The following is a 16,927-nucleotide window of genomic DNA, read 5'->3' on the forward strand; positions in this document are numbered from 1 at the left end:
TTGAGCCGCTCGTTTTATTGGATGTTGTTAAGTCTTTCTTCTTATATGAATTGATCTATCCGGCAATTTTAAGAGCTTCATCTTTGGGCACATGTAGCATAGGCGCCATTGGTGTTGCGTATGCTGGTTTCTTATGGCTAATCTCTTTTTTAATAAACTGGAGCGTTTGGTAGATAGGTCCGATACTGGAACCGCAGCACCTCCTCTGGTATTTTGTTTAAGATATAGTACAAGGTAGGATGTAAATTGGTGGGATGGATTTTTTGGCCTTTACTCCTGGCAGCATACTGGCATGAACTTTGTATGGTCTAATATCGGCAGAAACTAAGAACGTTTATGACAGAAGCACTCACTTTAATTCAGATATTTATAAGATGTGCATTTCCATTTTAAAAGGCCCAACTTGGAATAGGGTAATGATGGTCCATGGTCGTCTTTTTTTACTGGTTTATATAAAATTCTTTTCAAATGATTTAAATTGCTGCATTATTGTAAAGAATTCTACATTATAGGCAAAAAAAGTATTTATAAAAGTATAATTTGTTTTTGGTTGAGGTGTTTTTCAGATTTGAAGGTTACAATTGAATCTACATTTGCGACACCTTGATCAAAGAATAGTATTTAATTAATTGAATTTTATGGATAATATTTTAAAGTTGGTAATGGGACTTATCCTAGTTTGTATTCTAGGCTCCTGTACCTCCAAGGAAACCAAATTATTGGTGTTTAGTAAAACGGAAGGATTTAGGCATGGATCCATTGAGGCAGGAGCAGAGGCATTGAAAAAATTGGGTACAGAAAATGGATTCTTGGTCGACACAACCGAAGATGCGACCTATTTTACCGAAGAAATATTAAAGCAATATTCCGCAGTTGTATTTTTAAATACTACTGGCGATATATTAAATGAGGTGCAACAGGCAGATTTTGAAAGATATATTCAAGCTGGTGGGGGATTTATGGGAATCCATGCGGCTACGGATACGGAGTACGGTTGGCCTTGGTACAATAAATTAGTGGGCGCCTATTTTAAGGGGCATCCTAAAATTCAGGAGGCAAGGTTGAATATAGTGGATAAAAATCATCCAGCTACGAAATCTATGTCCGATACATGGATGAAGACGGACGAATGGTATAATTTTAGGGATATCAACCCAGCAATAAAGGTATTGATAGAAATTGACGAGACCAGTTATGAGGGAGGGGAAAATGGGGAACACCATCCCATATCCTGGTATCACGAATATGACGGGGGAAGATCTTTTTATACGGAAATGGGACATACCGATGCCACTTTTGAAGATACGGATTTTTTAAATCACATTTTGGGCGGTATTACCTATGCAGTCGGGGATGCGGTATTGGATTACAGCAAGGCAAAGACCGAAAGGATTCCTGAGGAAAACAGGTATGTTCGCAAGGTGCTCGATTTTAACCTGAACGAGCCAATGGAAATTGAAGAATTACCGGGTAGAGGGATATTGTTCGTTGAACGCCGGGGTGCCTTGAAGCTTTATGATTTTAAGGAGGAAAAAACGAAACAGCTGGCCCAATTGGATTTGTTTTATGGTAATGAGGATGGTTTGTTGGGTATAGCGGTTGATCCCGATTATAAAAAAAATAATTGGATTTACTTATTCTATTCCGCTCCAGGAGATAAAAGCGAACAACGGATTTCAAGATTTACTTTGGTGGGTGATTCCTTGGATTTTGCCTCTGAAAAAAATCTATTGACCATTCCAACAATACGTAAATGCTGCCATAGTGGTGGGGCCTTGGAATTTGGTCCCGATGGTAATTTGTTTATTGGTCTGGGGGACAACACTAACCCTTTTGAGTCTTCCGGTTTTGCCCCGATAGACGAACGGGAAGGTAGGGCATTATGGGATGCGCAAAAATCGGCGGCCAATGCCAATGATCTTAGAGGAAAGATATTGAGAATTAAACCAGAGGACGACGGAACCTATTCCATTCCTGAAGGGAATCTTTTCCCAGTAGGTACTCCTAATACCAGACCGGAAATATATGTAATGGGGTCTCGTAACCCTTTTAGATTTTCTATAGATAGTGAAACTGGGTATCTATATTGGGGAGATGTTGGTCCAGATGCCGGTAAGGGCGATCCCAATCGGGGACCACATGGTATGGGTGAATTTGATCAGGCTAGAAAAGCTGGGAATTGGGGATGGCCCTATACTCGCGGCAATAATCAGGCATATAATGATTATGATTTTACCACCGAAACCCCAGGAAAAAAGTTCGATCCTACCAAATTGATCAACGATTCTCCCAATAATACGGGTATCAAAGAGCTTCCTCCCGCACAGGAATCAATGATATGGTTTTCCTATGGTGCTTCGGAAGAATTTCCATGGTTGGGCTCTGGAGGAGTTAACCCTATGGCGGGCCCAATTTATCATACTTCCAACTATCCCAATGCTACCAATAAATTTCCAGAGTATTTTGAGGATAAGGTTTTATTGTATGAGTGGATGAGGGATTGGATCTATGTGGTAACTTTAGATGAAGATCACAACTATGTAAAGGCAGACCCTTTTATGCCCAATAACGAGTTTTCCCATCCGATGGATATGCTTTTTGCCTCTGATGGCAACCTTTATGTCCTTGAATATGGCCAAAAATGGAATTCCCAAAACATGGATGCCCGTTTAAACAGAATTAGTTATGTTGACGGTAACCGCAAGCCGGTTTCCCGAATTACCTCGGATAAAATGGTTGGTGCCCAGCCATTTACCGTAAATTTTTCAGGGAGTACCTCCGAGGATTTTGATAAGGACAAATTGCAATACGAATGGTACTTTAATTCGGATGAGGTACAGGATACGGCTATGGAGCCTAGTTTTACCTTTAATGAACCCGGGAATTATACGGTTCGTTTAAAGGTAACCGATGAAGCAGGAAACACGGATACATCCACCCACAAAATATTGGTAGGCAATGATATTCCTGAAATAAAAATTGAATTGGATACCAAGAACAGAACGTATTGGGATGGACTTAAAGTGGCCTATAAGATTGTTGTGACCGATAAACAGGATGGTAGTACCCTTGAGGGTACCATTGATCCCAAGGATGTAAAAGTCACCTTTGATTATATTCCGGAAGGTGAGGATATGGTTAAGGCCACCATTGGGCATCAACAGAACACCATACCCGAAGGTAAATTAATTATGGAGGATACGGACTGTAAGGCCTGTCATGCCATTAATGTTAAGGTCAATGGGCCTTCATATGAGGAAATTGCAGCGAGATATTCGGCCAAGGACAAAAATTATTTGATAGATAAAATCATTAAAGGGGGCTCAGGAGTTTGGGGAGAAAGTATGATGTCCGCACACCCCCAACTTAAGGTCTCCGAAGTGGATAAAATAGTAGATTATATTCTTTCTTTGAATTCGGATATTGGGAAAGATGAAAATCTATTGCCTATACAAGGTGAAGTTGGTTTTAATGCCCATCAGGCGAAAAAGAGCCAAGGTAAGTACGTCTTAATGGCTTCGTACACTGATAGGGGAAGTAAGGAGCAGCCTGAATCTTCCCTTTCGGTTAGAGATCAAATTGTTTTTAAATTTCCGAAGTATGAAGGAGCCAATGCTGATGAAAAAAGTGGGGGATTGAGTAATTGGGAGGTGGAAGGAGACCAGGTAGTTGGATCCATTAAAAATGATTCCTATTTAAAATTCAACGACATTGGCTTGGAGGGTTTAAAAAATATAGAGTTGTTCATGTATTTTGGGGCCGACTATCCGTACGAGGGCAAAGTAGAAATTAGGGAAAATAGTCCTAACGGTAAATTGATCGGGGAAAGCTCCCTAAAATATTTTAACAAGGAGAAAGGGGCAAAGAAGAACTATCTTATCCCGGTAAAGCCTAGCAAGGATTTTGATGCCCTATGCCTGGTTTTTAAAGGTACAGGTGACAAGGAACAAATAATAGCCAATTTTAACGCTATGATATTGAAATATTAAAGCGGTTATTACGCTAAATATAAATTGAATTCTTTAGTGTTAAGCTAAAGTTGGTAGTTTGGTTTTCTGTTAAAACACTTTTAAAATGGGCTTGTTATAATCGTTATGACCCATTAATTAACTAACTTTATCGGTTAGAGTTGCCTTCAGAATAGGGATTTTTACAATATTTGGTTTATGTTCTTAAAGGCAGGTAAAACATTTGAATATTAGAAGCGTTTATCAATTAAAGTATACAATATTATTATGGAAGAGAAAATGATGATTATTGACCCACATGTACACATGTCCTCCAGAACAACGGACGATTATGAGGCAATGGCGGCAGCAGGTGTAGTGGCTATTATAGAGCCTTCATTTTGGCTGGGACAACCGCGTACACAAGTAGGGTCGTTTCAAGATTATTACAGCAGCCTTGTGGGGTGGGAGCCTTTTAGGGCCAGTCAGTTTGGGATACATCATTATTGCACTATAGGGTTAAATTCCAAGGAGGCCAATAATGAAGCCCTGGCCGAACAGGTAATTGAATTATTGCCGTTGTACGTGCACAAGGAAAATGTAGTAGCCATTGGTGAGATTGGTTATGACGATCAGACCCCAGCCGAGGATAAATATTTTAGAATGCAGTTGGAGTTGGCCAAAGAATTGAATATTCCCGTACAGATACATACCCCGCATAGGGATAAAAAGTCGGGAACCTTAAAAAGTATGGAAGTTTGTTTGGAACATGGTCTTGATCCGGGTATGGTTGTTATTGATCACAATAACGAGGAAACTGTTAAGGATGTATTGGATCGCGGTTTTTGGGCTGCATTTACGATTTATCCAAAAACCAAAATGGGGAATGAAAGAATGGTGGAGGTAGTAAGAAATTTTGGCAGCGATCGTATTATTGTGGATAGTTCTGCGGACTGGGGCGTTAGCGATCCTTTGGCAGTGCCAAAAACAGCCTCCCTGATGCTGAAAAGGGGAATAGCCAAATCGGATGTGGTTAAAACCTGTTACCAAAATGCATTGGATATTTTCGGAAAAAATGGTAAAATGAAGGAATCCGATTGGTTAAATCCACAAGGCATCAATCAAACCAAATTATATAATGACAATAGTGTTTTGCGAGGGCAGGAGCCTAAGGTTGATTCGGATAAAATAGTATAATGAATCCTGTATTGAAAGGATATTTAAGGCTCGCCAGACCTGCAAATTTACCTACAGCTGCTGCCGATGTTTTGGCAGGTGCGGCTATTTCGGGCGTATTTATGGGGGTTTCCCTTAATGCGGATTGGAATTTGTCCATTTTAGGGGATTTAGCTTTGTTGGTGTTTTCCTCCGTGTTCCTATATGCAGCTGGTGTTGTTCTCAATGACGTCTTTGATCATAAATTGGACAAAACAGAGCGCCCGGAAAGACCTATTCCTTCCGGATTAGTTTCTGTGCAAGCGGCCGCAATATTTGGAGGTGTACTAATGAATTTGGGGGTTCTATTTTCGTTTTTGGTAGGCTCTGTAAGTGGAATGGTAGCCGTTTCTTTAGGACTTTCCATTCTTTTGTATGATGCCTTGGGGAAACATCATTCTTTCTTTGGTCCACTTAATATGGGGGTTTGCAGAGGTTTAAATTTACTTCTAGGGGTGTCCATTTTGGGTGATTTCAGCAATTGGGTATATTTTGTTTTGCCAGTATTATATATTGCAGCTATAACCCTTATTAGTAGGGGAGAAGTACACGGTAATAATAAGAGCCATATTATTTTTGCAGGGGGATTGTACAGTGTTGTGATTTTGGGAATTGTTGTTCTTTTTTCAACCTCAGGGCTTAATTTATTGGAGGCAATTCCATTTTTAATACTGTTCGCTTTTTTAATATTTAGGCCTTTATTGAAGGCGTATGCAGAGAATTCGCCCAAAAACATTAAAAAGGCTGTGATGGCCGGGGTGATTTCTATCATTGTTTTGGACGCAACCTTGGCCGTAGGGTTTTCCTATTGGTGGGTAGGGTTGCTTACACTATTACTACTGCCCTTATCTATTTTTTTATCAAAACTGTTCGCAGTTACCTAACGTTTTAAAGTATGTCACATTATAAACCAATAGAGCAATCCTTTAAAGTATCTTATGAGTATAAGCTCCATTTTACGGAATATATTTTTAAGTTGGATAATCCCTTGTTCAGGGATATTATTAGTGGGTATAACAAAAAGGGAGATGTAAAAGTTCTTTTTGTAATAGACAGTGGTGTACAGGACGCCCATCCAAATTTAAGCTCCGATATTGCATCCTATTGCGTAAAAAATAGTTCAGTGGTACATCTAACGGAACAAATTGTGATTACGGGCGGGGAACAGTGTAAGAATGATTACCACAATGTGGAGCGTATATTGAACGCTGTAAATGATAACCGAATTTGCAGGCACTCTTTCGTTGTGGCAATTGGAGGAGGAGCCATCATTGATATGGTAGGATATGCCGCTGCCATAGCTCACAGGGGGGTGAAATTGATAAGAATACCTACCACTGTACTGTCCCAGAACGATTCGGCCGTAGGGGTGAAGAATAGTTTTAATATTTTAGGCAAAAAGAATTTTTTGGGGACTTTTGCTCCAGCTTATGCCATAATAAACGACAGTAATTTTTTAACCACTTTAGAGCAGCGCGATTGGATTTCTGGTATAGCGGAGGCGGTAAAAGTGGCATTGATCAAGGATGCGATATTCTTTGATTTTATTGAGGAGAATAGTACACTTCTTCGGGCACGTGATATGGAGTCCATGGAGTACTTGATTTATCGCTGTGCGGAGATGCATATGGAGCATATTGCCCAAGGGGGGGATCCTTTTGAAAGTGGATCTTCCAGACCTTTGGATTTTGGTCATTGGGCAGCCCATAAATTGGAATATATGACCAATTACCAATTGCGTCATGGTGAGGCTGTTGCCATTGGTATGGCCTTGGATTTGGTGTATGCCCATTTTATAGGGTTGATAAGTAAGGAGACCCTGGACCGCATTTTGAAAGTTCTGGAACAAATTGGGTTCGATTTACATATCCCTATTCAAAAGGATAGTGATCTGGATGATTTGTTGAACGGCATTCAGGAATTTAGGGAGCATTTGGGCGGGGAACTTACTATTACCTTGATATCAAAAATAGGTGCCAAACACGATGTGCATGAAATTGATATTTCCACCATGGGAAAAGCAATTGTATGGTTAAACGAAATGTACAAACCTAAAGTAACCAATACCTCATGTTAATACAAAACAAATATCATCTTAGCTATTGTAGCAACATTCATCCTGGTGAAGATTGGGAGCAGACCTATAATAGCCTAAAAACATATCTACCTAAAATAAAGAAGGAAGTTGCGCCGGAATCTCCTTTTGGTATTGGATTGCGCTTGTCCAATGTAGCAAGTTTGGGGCTTAATGAAGGTAGTAATTTGAAGGATTTCAAGGATTGGTTGGACCATAATCAATTCTATGTTTTTACTATGAACGGATTCCCTTATGGGAATTTTCATAACGAAAGGGTAAAAGATATGGTACATGCCCCGGATTGGACCACCCAAGAAAGATTGGATTATACCAAGCGACTTTTTGATCAATTGGCTTTTTTGATTCCTGAAGGTATTTCGGGAGGTATTTCTACTTCGCCTGTTAGTTATAGGCATTGGCATACTTCCGAAGAGGCTTTGGACAAGGCCTTTGCAACGGGAGCCGAAAGTATGGCGGAGATTGTTTTACAGTTGGTGGAAACTGAAAGGAATACCGGTAAGCATCTTCATATGGATATTGAGCCGGAACCAGATGGTATGATAGAGAATAGCGATGAGGTTCTTTATTTTTATGATACCTATTTGATTCCCATAGCCACTCAAAAATTGATCGCAGTTTTGGGGTGTAGCAAGGAAACGGCCAAGGATTTAATTCTAAGACATATAACTGTTTGTTATGACGTGTGCCATTTTTCCCTAGCCTATGAGGAACCGGAATATACATTGGCAAAATTTAAGAAAGCTGGGATAAAGGTTGGTAAAATACAGGTGAGCTCGGCACTTAAAATCCTTTTTAAAGAGGGTGATAATGAGGCTATATGGCACTCGCTAAGTCAGTTTAACGAGCCCACCTATCTACATCAAGTCACCGAAAAGATTGGCGATAAAGTGGTGACCTATAGGGATTTGCCCGAAGTTTTGGAGCAGCGCTCCAATGCCAAAGAGCTAAGGTCCCATTTTCATGTACCCATTTTTTTGGAAAGGTACGATCATTTATTTTCTACCCAGGACCAGATACTTAAAGTGTTGGAATACCTTAAGAAGGTTCAATTTTCGGATCAATTGGAGGTAGAGACCTATACTTGGGATGTCTTGCCGAAAGATCTCAAAACCGAACTGTCCAATTGTATTGTCCGTGAAATTGAATGGTTAAAGAGTAAAATTTAAGGCATGAAGAAAACCGTAGTGTTAAATGTTGTAGGATTAACGCGGGGATTGATAGGGGAGCACACACCCTTTATTAAATCTTTTTTGGAAAGAGGTGCTTCGGCATCTATTACACCACAATTGCCTGCGGTGACCTGTTCTGTGCAGGCCACCTATTTAACTGGAAAAACCCCATCTGAACACGGTATTGTTGGTAATGGTTGGTATTTTAAGGAAGAACACGAGGTTAAGTTTTGGCGTCAATCCAATAGCCTTATACAATCCGAAAAAATATGGGACAAACTTAAAAAGCTGGACAGCAATTTTAGCTGTGCCAATATGTTCTGGTGGTACAATATGTATTCCAATGCGGATTACAGTGTTACCCCTAGACCTAATTATTTGGCCGATGGAAGAAAGATCCCGGATGTGTATTCCTATCCGGCGGAACTTCGGGACCATTTACAGAATGAATTGGGAACATTTCCGCTATTCCATTTTTGGGGGCCGAAAACCTCTATAAAATCCAGTCAATGGATAGCGGACGCCAGTTTAAAAACGGATGTTTTGCATGATCCCACCCTCACTTTGGTCTACCTGCCGCATTTGGACTACAATATGCAACGCTACGGGACCGATTTAACCAAAATTTCAAAGGATCTAAGGGAGATCGATGATGTAGTTAAGCAATTGGTGGAATATTATGAAACCAAATCGGCCCATATTATTCTACTCTCGGAGTATGGGATTACCAATGTGAACAATCCCATCCATTTAAATAGAAAGCTCAGGCAAGAGGGTTACCTTGATATTCGTGTGGAAAGGGGACTGGAATTGTTGGATGCGGGAGCCAGTAAGGCGTTTGCCGTTGCGGACCATCAATTGGCCCATGTATATGTAAAGGATAAGGAGGATTTGGACAAGATCAAGGCTATTTTAAAAGGCCTTAAAGGGGTAGAGCAAGTACTTTCAGGAAGCGAAATCAAGGATATGCAATTGGATCATGAACGTTGTGGAGATTTGGTGGTAATAGCGGATAAGGATTCTTGGTTTACCTATTACTTCTGGTTGGATGATGAAAAGGCGCCTGATTATGCTAGGATGGTAGACATTCACAAAAAACCAGGATACGACCCAGTGGAGATGCTAACAGATCCCGAGGATAAATTCTTGATGCCAAAGGTTATTTGGAAGTTGTTGAAAAAGAAATTGGGTTTCCGAACGGTAATGGATATTATTCCCTTAGACGCCACTTTGGTTAAAGGATCACATGGCAGGATGCCCGAAGATCCCAAAGATCACCCAGTTTTGATAACCAATAAAAAAAGTGCTTTGTTAAAGGACAATGTGTTGGCAACGGAGGTGTACGGTATTATAGAAAACCATCTTATTAATTCATAACATGCGACTTTTTTCCAAGATATTTTCGGGAGTATTTACCATATTGTTTGTTTGGGCGGCATTGGTCCAGTATAACGATCCGGATGCCTTTATGTGGTATATCATATATGGAATAGCCGCAGTGGCTTCATTTTTATTTTTCCTTGGTAAATTAAATTTATTGATTCCAGTTGTTTTGGCCTTTGCTTACTTAATTGGGGCGTGGATTTTCTGGCCGGATCACTTTGAAGGAGTTTCAATAGGTGGGGGAAATATAGATAATATAGAACATGCCAGGGAGTCCTTGGGGCTCATAATCAATGCCTTGGTAATGTTGTTTTATGCTTGGAGGGTTAAGGTTGTAAGGGCGCTAAATATCTAAATCGAACTCTTTTCTCAAAAGATCGATAGCCGGATTTTTCTCCCTTAATTTTAGATACTTTTCTTCCGGGGTAAATGCAAATTTCTTGGCAGTGGCCTCGTTTACAGTTATTCGCAGTTGTATAAAATGATTATTGAGTTTTAGCTTTAAATACTCCATTAGATCGTACTTTTCCCGCTCAATTTCCTTTTTCATGGTGCCATTTGGTAATTCTATCCAAATGGTGAAATTATCGGTAAGCTTGGGTACATCAGAATGCAGGTTGGATGCCAAAATTTTCCGTCCATCATTATCCAAAATGTCAACAAAATCTGCCCAATGTTTTTGCATTTCTTCCTCTGTAAAATTAGCTTTGGGAAGGTTGCTTTCGTCAATAACATCCTCTTTTTTGTTCAGTTGATGTTCTTTTTTAGCCTTTAAGCTGGACAGCGAAAGACCAGAGACCCTCCTTTCGGTAGATTTTATGTTGATTTTGGTCCTAGGTGCAGGATTTGATTCCTGGGCAATATTTGCGGCTCCGTTACCTTCATTCCTTAGGGGCTTTTGGGTAGTGTTGGCAGGAGAAGATTGATTTTGGACAGTTTGTTCCTGTACGATGGCCCTTTCGGTATTGGGCGCATCGGGATTGATGGTTTTTACCTCCGTTTGGTTGGATTTTATTTCTTTCCCTTCCGAGGTGGGGCGACTAACCCTATAAAAGGAGGCAGGGATTATAAAATCTGGTTTGTTACGACCATTCCCTAAGGATTCAGGCTTTTTTTTTTCTCCATCAAAATTGATAGAGGCTAATTTCATTAAGGTCAATTCAACAAGAAGACGCTGATTTTTACTGGACTTGTACTTTATGTCGCAATCGTTTGCCAAATCAATCGCTGATAATAAGAAGCTACTAGTAGTATTTTTGGATTGTTCGCTATAGTGTTTCTTTGCCTCCTCCCCAACTTCTAGGAGTTCAATAGTGTTTTGATGCTGGCATACCATTAGATCCCTAAAATGTGAAGCCAGGCCACTTATAAAATGGTGTCCGTCAAAACCCCTGGCCAAAGTTTCATTGAAAAGTATCAATAGGCCGGGAATATCGTGTTTTAGAATAAGATCTGTAGCAGCGAAATAGGTGTCGTAATCAAGAACGTTCAAGTTCTCGGTTACGGCTTTCCTGGTCAATTTTTTGCCAGAGTAACTCACGACCCTGTCAAAGATGGATAGGGCATCGCGCATAGCGCCGTCTGCTTTTTGGGCTATAATATGAAGCGCATCGTCCTCAGCCTCTATTTCTTGGTTCTCCGCAATATATTTAAGATATTCGGCGGCATCCTTAACGGTGATGCGCTTAAAATCAAATATCTGACAGCGAGATAGAATTGTAGGGATAATTTTATGCTTTTCAGTTGTGGCCAATATAAATATGGCATGGGCAGGTGGCTCTTCAAGCGTCTTTAAGAATGCGTTAAAGGCGGCCTGGGACAGCATGTGCACCTCGTCAATAATATATACCTTATATTTTCCAACCTGGGGGGGTATGCGTACTTGACTTGTAAGCTCCCTTATATCATCTACCGAATTATTGGATGCGGCATCCAGCTCAAAGATGTTAAAGGCATAGTCCTCGTCTTCGTCCGTTCTACCATCTTGGTTGATCTGCTTTGCCAGAATACGGGCGCAAGTAGTTTTTCCTACACCTCTAGGACCAGTAAACAATAGTGCCTGAGCCAGGTGATCGTTGTCTATGGCGTTGGTCAAGGTGTTGGTAATAGCCTGTTGCCCAACAACATCCTTAAATGTTTGGGGCCTGTATTTTCGTGCGGATACTATAAAAGGTTCCAAGGCTATTAACTTATATTCGGTGTAAAAATAATACGCCGATGGGTGAAGTACAAATATAAAAATAGCATTGCATTAAAGGGCCTATTTAACTTTCTTTAGTACTTTATTTATCAACAATTGAATTACCTTTGTATCAGCAGGTCGCCTTATCGCTCCCCGCGTTCCGTGGGGGGAGGAAAGTCCGGACACCATAGTGCAGTATAGCGGGTAACGCCCGTCCATTGAAAGATGAGGACAAGTGCAACAGAAAGTATGTACAGGTTATGCTGTAGTGAAACCAGGTAAACTCTATACGGTGCAACGTCATGTAAATCAGTGTTTGAGGGCTGCACGCCCGAGCTGAAGGGTAGGCGGTTGGAACCAAAGGGTAACTTTTGGCCTAGATAAATGATAAGGAGGCCCTGAAATTATTCAAGGTCAACAGAATCCGGCTTATGACCTGCTTTTTTTTAATGAGACAGTATTTGCACAGCATACGTAGTCGAATTGATGCCGCCTCAGGCGGTATCCTTTTGATTAATGTAATCCGGGGTATGAATTCTTACGAATACTGCCGCTTCAGGCGGTATCTTGTTGACGAATGTTGTCCAGGGAAGATTCTTTAAATTAATGCCGTCCTAGGTGTTGTAATTAGAGCTTAATACCACCCCGAATGATAAAATGTCTACCTAACCCTACCTTCTGTGGTATCTTTTCAATGTAATTGGGTCCTATAATACTATAGTTATTCTTCAGTCCATTCGAAAAAACTAAAAACACTGCCACCATATCTTCTTTGGTTAGTGAAATGCTCCAAATGTGATAGATCGGTATGTTTGGAATGCTCAATGATCAAAACACCATTCTCTAGCAGTAACTGCTTTTCAAATACCAGTTTGGGAATAGCAGCGAATTCTTCAGGTGACAGATCGTAGGGCGGATCGGCAAATATAATATGCGCTTTTACAGGGTTGGTCTGCAAATATTGAAAAACATCTTTCTTGATGGTCGTTATGGGGAAGTCCATTTCCGAGGATGTTGCCGTAATAAACTTGATACATCCAAAGTCCGCATCTACTGCGGTAATATTTTCAGAGCCTCTAGATGCAAACTCGTAACTGATATTTCCAGTCCCGGCAAATAGATCCAATACGCTTACCTCGTTAAAGTAATATTGGTTATTGAGTATATTAAAGAGGGCCTCTTTAGCCATATCGGTTGTGGGGCGGACAGGGAGCTTTTTGGGGGCAGTTAGTCTTTGGCCTTTGTTTTTACCAGATATAATACGCATTAAAGAGTGTTTAGTAGTGTAAAATCTATGGTTTCCTTGTCCGATCCCCCAAAATGATAAAATGAAGTGTTGGAGGGAACGAAAATGGAAATTTCCCTTATGTATTGATGGCACATATTGTATAGTTCGTCGCCTTCCTCAATAGATCCAAAAAGTTTGAGTTTAGTGGTTTCTGTATCCAATTTTAATTGTTCCAAGGTGAATAATAGATAGTAAATAAAATCCTCCTTGGTAGCAAAACTGAAGTTATTGTATAGGATCAATTTTTTGTTTGAAATTACGGCGATGTCCATATGTCCCTCTATGAGATGAACATAACATATGGGTTCGCTTTGGTTTCCATGGTGGTTTGTCAAGGTTTGGATCATGATTGTTCCATGGTGCATAAATTCAAATTCACCGAAAAGGTCGTATATATAATTGTTTATATTCATAAAGGGAACATAAACGTTTACCATATCCAGATTTTTGATTTCATCATATTCCAGATGGTCGTTTGCTAGGATTTTGGCATTGAATTTTAGGTAATTGGCCAGTTCATCTTCGTTGAAAAGAGCCTGTGGTACTAAGCTGAAAAGATTGTTTCTATGTATTACAACGACTTCTGAAAACTTTACATCCCTTATTTTATTTTTCTCAAAAAGTTGCTTTATTTCCTTTTGAACGGCATATGGGGTAAGTTCATTTTCAAACAACATCCTTTCAGAAGCAAGAATGGTGTTGGAAAGTGTGTCCAGGACACAAAAAGAAAGTCCATTCAAGCTAACTTGAATGGACAATTTATGATATTCCGATTTAGAATTTTCTAAAATGTTATTGGTCGTTTCGTTTGTCATATATAGATGGCCAATTTCCACTGGTGCTTACCTCGGTCAAAGATCCAACCTTAATTACATTTCCATTTACCTCGTCTACATTGATTTGGCTATTTTCCCTCGCCAACAAAGCTTTGGGTTGGTCATGTAATACAATGTTCTTGCTAACTTTAGCTTCGAAAACTGGAGCTTTGTATCCGCTTTTTTCGATAATGGTCGACTTCATTTCAAATTTTTCGCCATTAGGAGCATATGGTACGTTCATCATTGTCTTAAAACGATCGTCTTTTTTGAATAATGAATCCTTAACAGAAACAGTACCAAGTGTATCTATTATTTTAACTTCTTTCAACATATCGATACCAAAATTCTTGTCGTACTCCAAATAAGAGGAATCTCTCTGTTGGGTAATGGTATATTTACCGGTATCAACAAAACTTACTAGGGACTCAAAATCCTTAGCATATCTACCATTTACAGTTTTATAGGCTTCTTGGGAATTTCTAATGTCCTTCAAATTTGATATTACCTTGGCAAAACGTTCTTGCTTAACTTTCTTAAATTCAATTGGGCCGTTTACAGAATTATATATCATATAACCCAACACGATAGATACTATCCAAAGGAAAATTTGTAAAATGGTCTTCATTTTGTAAGTGTTATTTTATTTAGTGGTTGTCACAAATCTACAATTTTTTTTTAATGGTAAAAGTATTTGACCTTAAAAATACTGATTATCTTTGATGTCCTATGACTTCTATAACCGACGCTACTTTTTTTAAACTACTGACAGACAAATTTCCACATGATCCAACTGCCAAGCAGTCAGTGGCTTTACAAAAACTTGCAAGTTTTGTTTTATCCAAGGAAAAGGATAGTGTTTTTATGTTGAAAGGGTTCGCTGGTACTGGAAAAACTACCATTGTGGGAACTATTGTGACCAATCTTTGGAAGACCACTATGAAGGCGGTTTTAATGGCTCCTACCGGTAGGGCCGCTAAGGTAATGTCCAATTACTCCGGAACACAGGCTTTTACAATTCATAGAAAAATTTATTTTCCCAAAAAACAGAGTGGGGGTGGGGTACAATTCGTTTTATCGCCCAATAAGCATAGAAATACCATTTTTATTGTGGATGAGGCCTCTATGATTCCGGATACTCCCACGGATTCGAAGTTGATGGAAAATGGGTCGCTCCTGGACGATTTGCTAATGTATGTGTATTCGGGACATAATTGTAAACTAATCCTAATAGGTGATACCGCACAGCTTCCTCCCGTGCATTTAAATATTAGTCCGGCTCTGGATGAAAATCAATTAGCCTTAAATTATAATAAGGAAGTTATTAAATTGGAGTTGGATGAGGTAGTGAGGCAGGCAGAGGATTCCGGGATTTTAGTAAACGCCACCAACTTAAGGGAACAGCTGCAATCTGAATTCTTTGATGATTTTAAGTTTTCGGTCAGCCATTATACAGATATCGTTCGCTTGGTGGATGGCAATGATATCCAAGAGGCTATAGACGATTCCTATTCGCAAAATGGTAAAGAGGAAACCGCCATTATAGTGCGCTCCAATAAGCGGGCCAATCTTTACAATGAGAATATTAGGAATAGAATCCTATACCTGGAAAACGAGTTGGCCACAGGGGACTATATGATGGTAGTTAAAAATAACTATTTCTGGCTGAAACCTACTTCCGAGGCCGGTTTTATTGCCAACGGTGATATCATTGAAGTGCTGGAGATATTTGCCATAAAAGAGTTGTACGGTTTTAAGTTTGCAGAGGTAAAGGTGAAAATGGTAGATTATCCTAATCAAAAACCGTTTGAAACAGTCCTTTTATTGGATACCATTATGGCGGAGACCCCATCCTTGTCCTATGATGATGGCAACCGTCTATATCAGGAAGTTATGAAAGACTATGCTGATGAGAAATCCAAATACAAAAAGTTTTTGGCAGTAAAGAACAATAAGTTTTTTAATGCGCTGCAAGTTAAATTCTCTTACGCCATTACCTGTCATAAGTCCCAGGGCGGGCAATGGAATACTGTCTTTGTTGAACAGCCGTATTTACCGAACGGAATAGACAAAGAATATCTTCGTTGGTTGTATACCGCCGTGACCAGGGCAAAGGACAAATTGTATCTCATAGGCTTTAAGGATGATTTTTTTGTTGATTAGGAATAGCCTAATTTCGCATTAAAGTTTAGGAATATGACTTTTGAGACCGTTTTAAGCATATTTTTAGGTATTGGGCTGGCTGCATCTGTAGGCTTCAGAATTTTTTTGCCTTTGTTTGCTTTAAGTTTGGCCGCTTATTTTGATGTTTGGCAACTAAATGAAAATTGGGAATGGATAGGGACTATGGCGGCCCTAATAACCTTTGGCGTTGCCACAATGGTTGAAATATTCGCATATTTTATTCCTTGGTTGGACAATTTGTTGGATAGTTTCGCGATACCTATGGCTGCTTTGGCGGGTACCGCCGTTATGGTGTCAACGGCCTCCAATCTAAATCCAGTGATTACCTGGACCCTGGCTATAATTGCGGGAGGGGGAACGGCTACCACAATAAAAGGAGCTTCGGCTACCGGCAGATTAGCTTCTACGGCCACCACAGGGGGAACGGCCAATCCTGTTATTGGTCTGGTGGAAACGGGAACTGCGGCAGTAGTAACTACAGCATCAATTTTCGCTCCTATTCTTGCTGCGTTTTTGGTCCTTATAATATTGATAGTTATTTATAGGTTATATAGAAAATTTAGACCGAGAACATAATCCAAATTAATTTTAAATAATTATCGTGTGAAATAAGCATGACCCAAAACCGGTCGCAAAATCAATGAAG

The 16,927-nt window shown here is 39.8% G+C and carries 13 protein-coding genes and 1 other RNA gene; 10 read left to right on the forward strand and 4 right to left on the reverse strand.

What is annotated here, in order from left to right; genetic code table 11:
- Window positions 1-638 precede the first annotated feature (638 nt).
- From KO529_RS03540 to KO529_RS03570, 7 genes are all read left to right on the forward strand, one after another.
- Complete coding sequence (locus KO529_RS03540; RefSeq protein WP_215946532.1) at window positions 639-3,989, forward strand: ThuA domain-containing protein; 3,351 nt, start codon at window positions 639-641, stop codon at window positions 3,987-3,989.
- Between the two features lie 246 nt (window positions 3,990-4,235).
- On the forward strand, window positions 4,236-5,144 hold the full coding sequence (locus tag KO529_RS03545) for a TatD family hydrolase (RefSeq protein WP_215946533.1): 909 nt from the start codon (window positions 4,236-4,238) through the stop codon (window positions 5,142-5,144).
- The gene (gene eboC, locus KO529_RS03550) at window positions 5,144-6,046 is read left to right on the forward strand and encodes a UbiA-like protein EboC (protein WP_215946534.1); all 903 of its coding nucleotides are present in this window, start codon (window positions 5,144-5,146) and stop codon (window positions 6,044-6,046) included. Before KO529_RS03545 ends, eboC begins: the two co-directional genes overlap by 1 nt.
- Before the next feature lie 11 nt (window positions 6,047-6,057).
- Complete coding sequence (locus KO529_RS03555; protein ID WP_215946535.1) at window positions 6,058-7,239, forward strand: 3-dehydroquinate synthase; 1,182 nt, start codon at window positions 6,058-6,060, stop codon at window positions 7,237-7,239.
- Entirely contained in the window at window positions 7,233-8,426 is a 1,194-nt protein-coding gene (eboE, locus tag KO529_RS03560; RefSeq protein ID WP_215946536.1) for a metabolite traffic protein EboE, read from the forward strand. The genes KO529_RS03555 and eboE overlap by 7 nt, the downstream gene beginning before the upstream one ends.
- Before the next feature lie 3 nt (window positions 8,427-8,429).
- The gene (locus KO529_RS03565) at window positions 8,430-9,806 is read left to right on the forward strand and encodes an alkaline phosphatase family protein (RefSeq protein WP_215946537.1); all 1,377 of its coding nucleotides are present in this window, start codon (window positions 8,430-8,432) and stop codon (window positions 9,804-9,806) included.
- A 1-nt stretch (window position 9,807) separates the two neighbouring features.
- A complete protein-coding gene (locus tag KO529_RS03570; RefSeq protein WP_215946538.1) occupies window positions 9,808-10,167 on the forward strand; it encodes a transmembrane 220 family protein in 360 nt (119 codons plus the stop codon).
- On the opposite strand, the gene KO529_RS03575 is transcribed toward KO529_RS03570, so the two are convergent.
- A complete protein-coding gene (locus KO529_RS03575; RefSeq protein WP_215946539.1) occupies window positions 10,156-11,991 on the reverse strand; it encodes a DNA polymerase III subunit gamma/tau in 1,836 nt (611 codons plus the stop codon). The two genes, KO529_RS03570 and KO529_RS03575, sit on opposite strands and share 12 nt — an antisense overlap.
- Window positions 11,992-12,124: 133 nt before the next feature.
- Here KO529_RS03575 and rnpB point away from each other — a divergent pair.
- Window positions 12,125-12,441, forward strand: an RNA gene (rnpB, locus tag KO529_RS03580) — RNase P RNA component class A.
- Window positions 12,442-12,715: 274 nt separating this feature from the next.
- On the opposite strand, the gene KO529_RS03585 is transcribed toward rnpB, so the two are convergent.
- From KO529_RS03585 to KO529_RS03595, 3 genes are read right to left on the reverse strand one after another with little or no spacing between them, the layout of a single operon-like run.
- The gene (locus tag KO529_RS03585) at window positions 12,716-13,261 is read right to left on the reverse strand and encodes an RsmD family RNA methyltransferase (protein WP_215946540.1); all 546 of its coding nucleotides are present in this window, start codon (window positions 13,259-13,261) and stop codon (window positions 12,716-12,718) included.
- Window positions 13,261-14,097 (reverse strand): DUF3822 family protein, encoded by an 837-nt coding sequence (locus KO529_RS03590; RefSeq protein WP_215946541.1) that lies wholly within the window; start codon window positions 14,095-14,097, stop codon window positions 13,261-13,263. The genes KO529_RS03585 and KO529_RS03590 overlap by 1 nt, the downstream gene beginning before the upstream one ends.
- Window positions 14,075-14,725 carry a hypothetical protein gene (locus KO529_RS03595; protein WP_215946542.1) on the reverse strand — a complete coding sequence of 217 codons (651 nt, stop codon included), beginning with the start codon at window positions 14,723-14,725 and terminating at the stop codon, window positions 14,075-14,077. The genes KO529_RS03590 and KO529_RS03595 overlap by 23 nt, the downstream gene beginning before the upstream one ends.
- A 101-nt stretch (window positions 14,726-14,826) precedes the next feature.
- Between KO529_RS03595 and KO529_RS03600 the strand changes: the two genes are divergently transcribed.
- Window positions 14,827-16,260: an ATP-dependent DNA helicase gene (locus KO529_RS03600; protein ID WP_215946543.1), complete on the forward strand. Its 1,434-nt coding sequence runs from the start codon at window positions 14,827-14,829 to the stop codon at window positions 16,258-16,260.
- A gap of 33 nt (window positions 16,261-16,293) precedes the next feature.
- Window positions 16,294-16,857, forward strand: a complete 564-nt coding sequence (locus tag KO529_RS03605) for a DUF4126 domain-containing protein (RefSeq protein WP_215946544.1) — start codon at window positions 16,294-16,296, stop codon at window positions 16,855-16,857.
- Window positions 16,858-16,927 lie beyond the last annotated feature (70 nt).

The sequence above is a fragment of the Arenibacter algicola genome, from assembly GCF_018860365.1.
In the GTDB taxonomy this organism is placed as follows: domain Bacteria; phylum Bacteroidota; class Bacteroidia; order Flavobacteriales; family Flavobacteriaceae; genus Arenibacter; species Arenibacter algicola_B.

Coding starts and splice junctions, on each gene's coding strand:
- KO529_RS03540 (WP_215946532.1), top strand. CDS start 639: ATGGATAATATTTTAAAGTTGGTAATGGGACTTATCCTAGTTTGTATT.
- KO529_RS03545 (WP_215946533.1), top strand. CDS start 4,236: ATGGAAGAGAAAATGATGATTATTGACCCACATGTACACATGTCCTCC.
- eboC (WP_215946534.1), top strand. CDS start 5,144: ATGAATCCTGTATTGAAAGGATATTTAAGGCTCGCCAGACCTGCAAAT.
- KO529_RS03555 (WP_215946535.1), top strand. CDS start 6,058: ATGTCACATTATAAACCAATAGAGCAATCCTTTAAAGTATCTTATGAG.
- eboE (WP_215946536.1), top strand. CDS start 7,233: ATGTTAATACAAAACAAATATCATCTTAGCTATTGTAGCAACATTCAT.
- KO529_RS03565 (WP_215946537.1), top strand. CDS start 8,430: ATGAAGAAAACCGTAGTGTTAAATGTTGTAGGATTAACGCGGGGATTG.
- KO529_RS03570 (WP_215946538.1), top strand. CDS start 9,808: ATGCGACTTTTTTCCAAGATATTTTCGGGAGTATTTACCATATTGTTT.
- KO529_RS03585 (WP_215946540.1), bottom strand. CDS start 13,261: ATGCGTATTATATCTGGTAAAAACAAAGGCCAAAGACTAACTGCCCCC.
- KO529_RS03590 (WP_215946541.1), bottom strand. CDS start 14,097: ATGACAAACGAAACGACCAATAACATTTTAGAAAATTCTAAATCGGAA.
- KO529_RS03595 (WP_215946542.1), bottom strand. CDS start 14,725: ATGAAGACCATTTTACAAATTTTCCTTTGGATAGTATCTATCGTGTTG.
- KO529_RS03600 (WP_215946543.1), top strand. CDS start 14,827: ATGACTTCTATAACCGACGCTACTTTTTTTAAACTACTGACAGACAAA.
- KO529_RS03605 (WP_215946544.1), top strand. CDS start 16,294: ATGACTTTTGAGACCGTTTTAAGCATATTTTTAGGTATTGGGCTGGCT.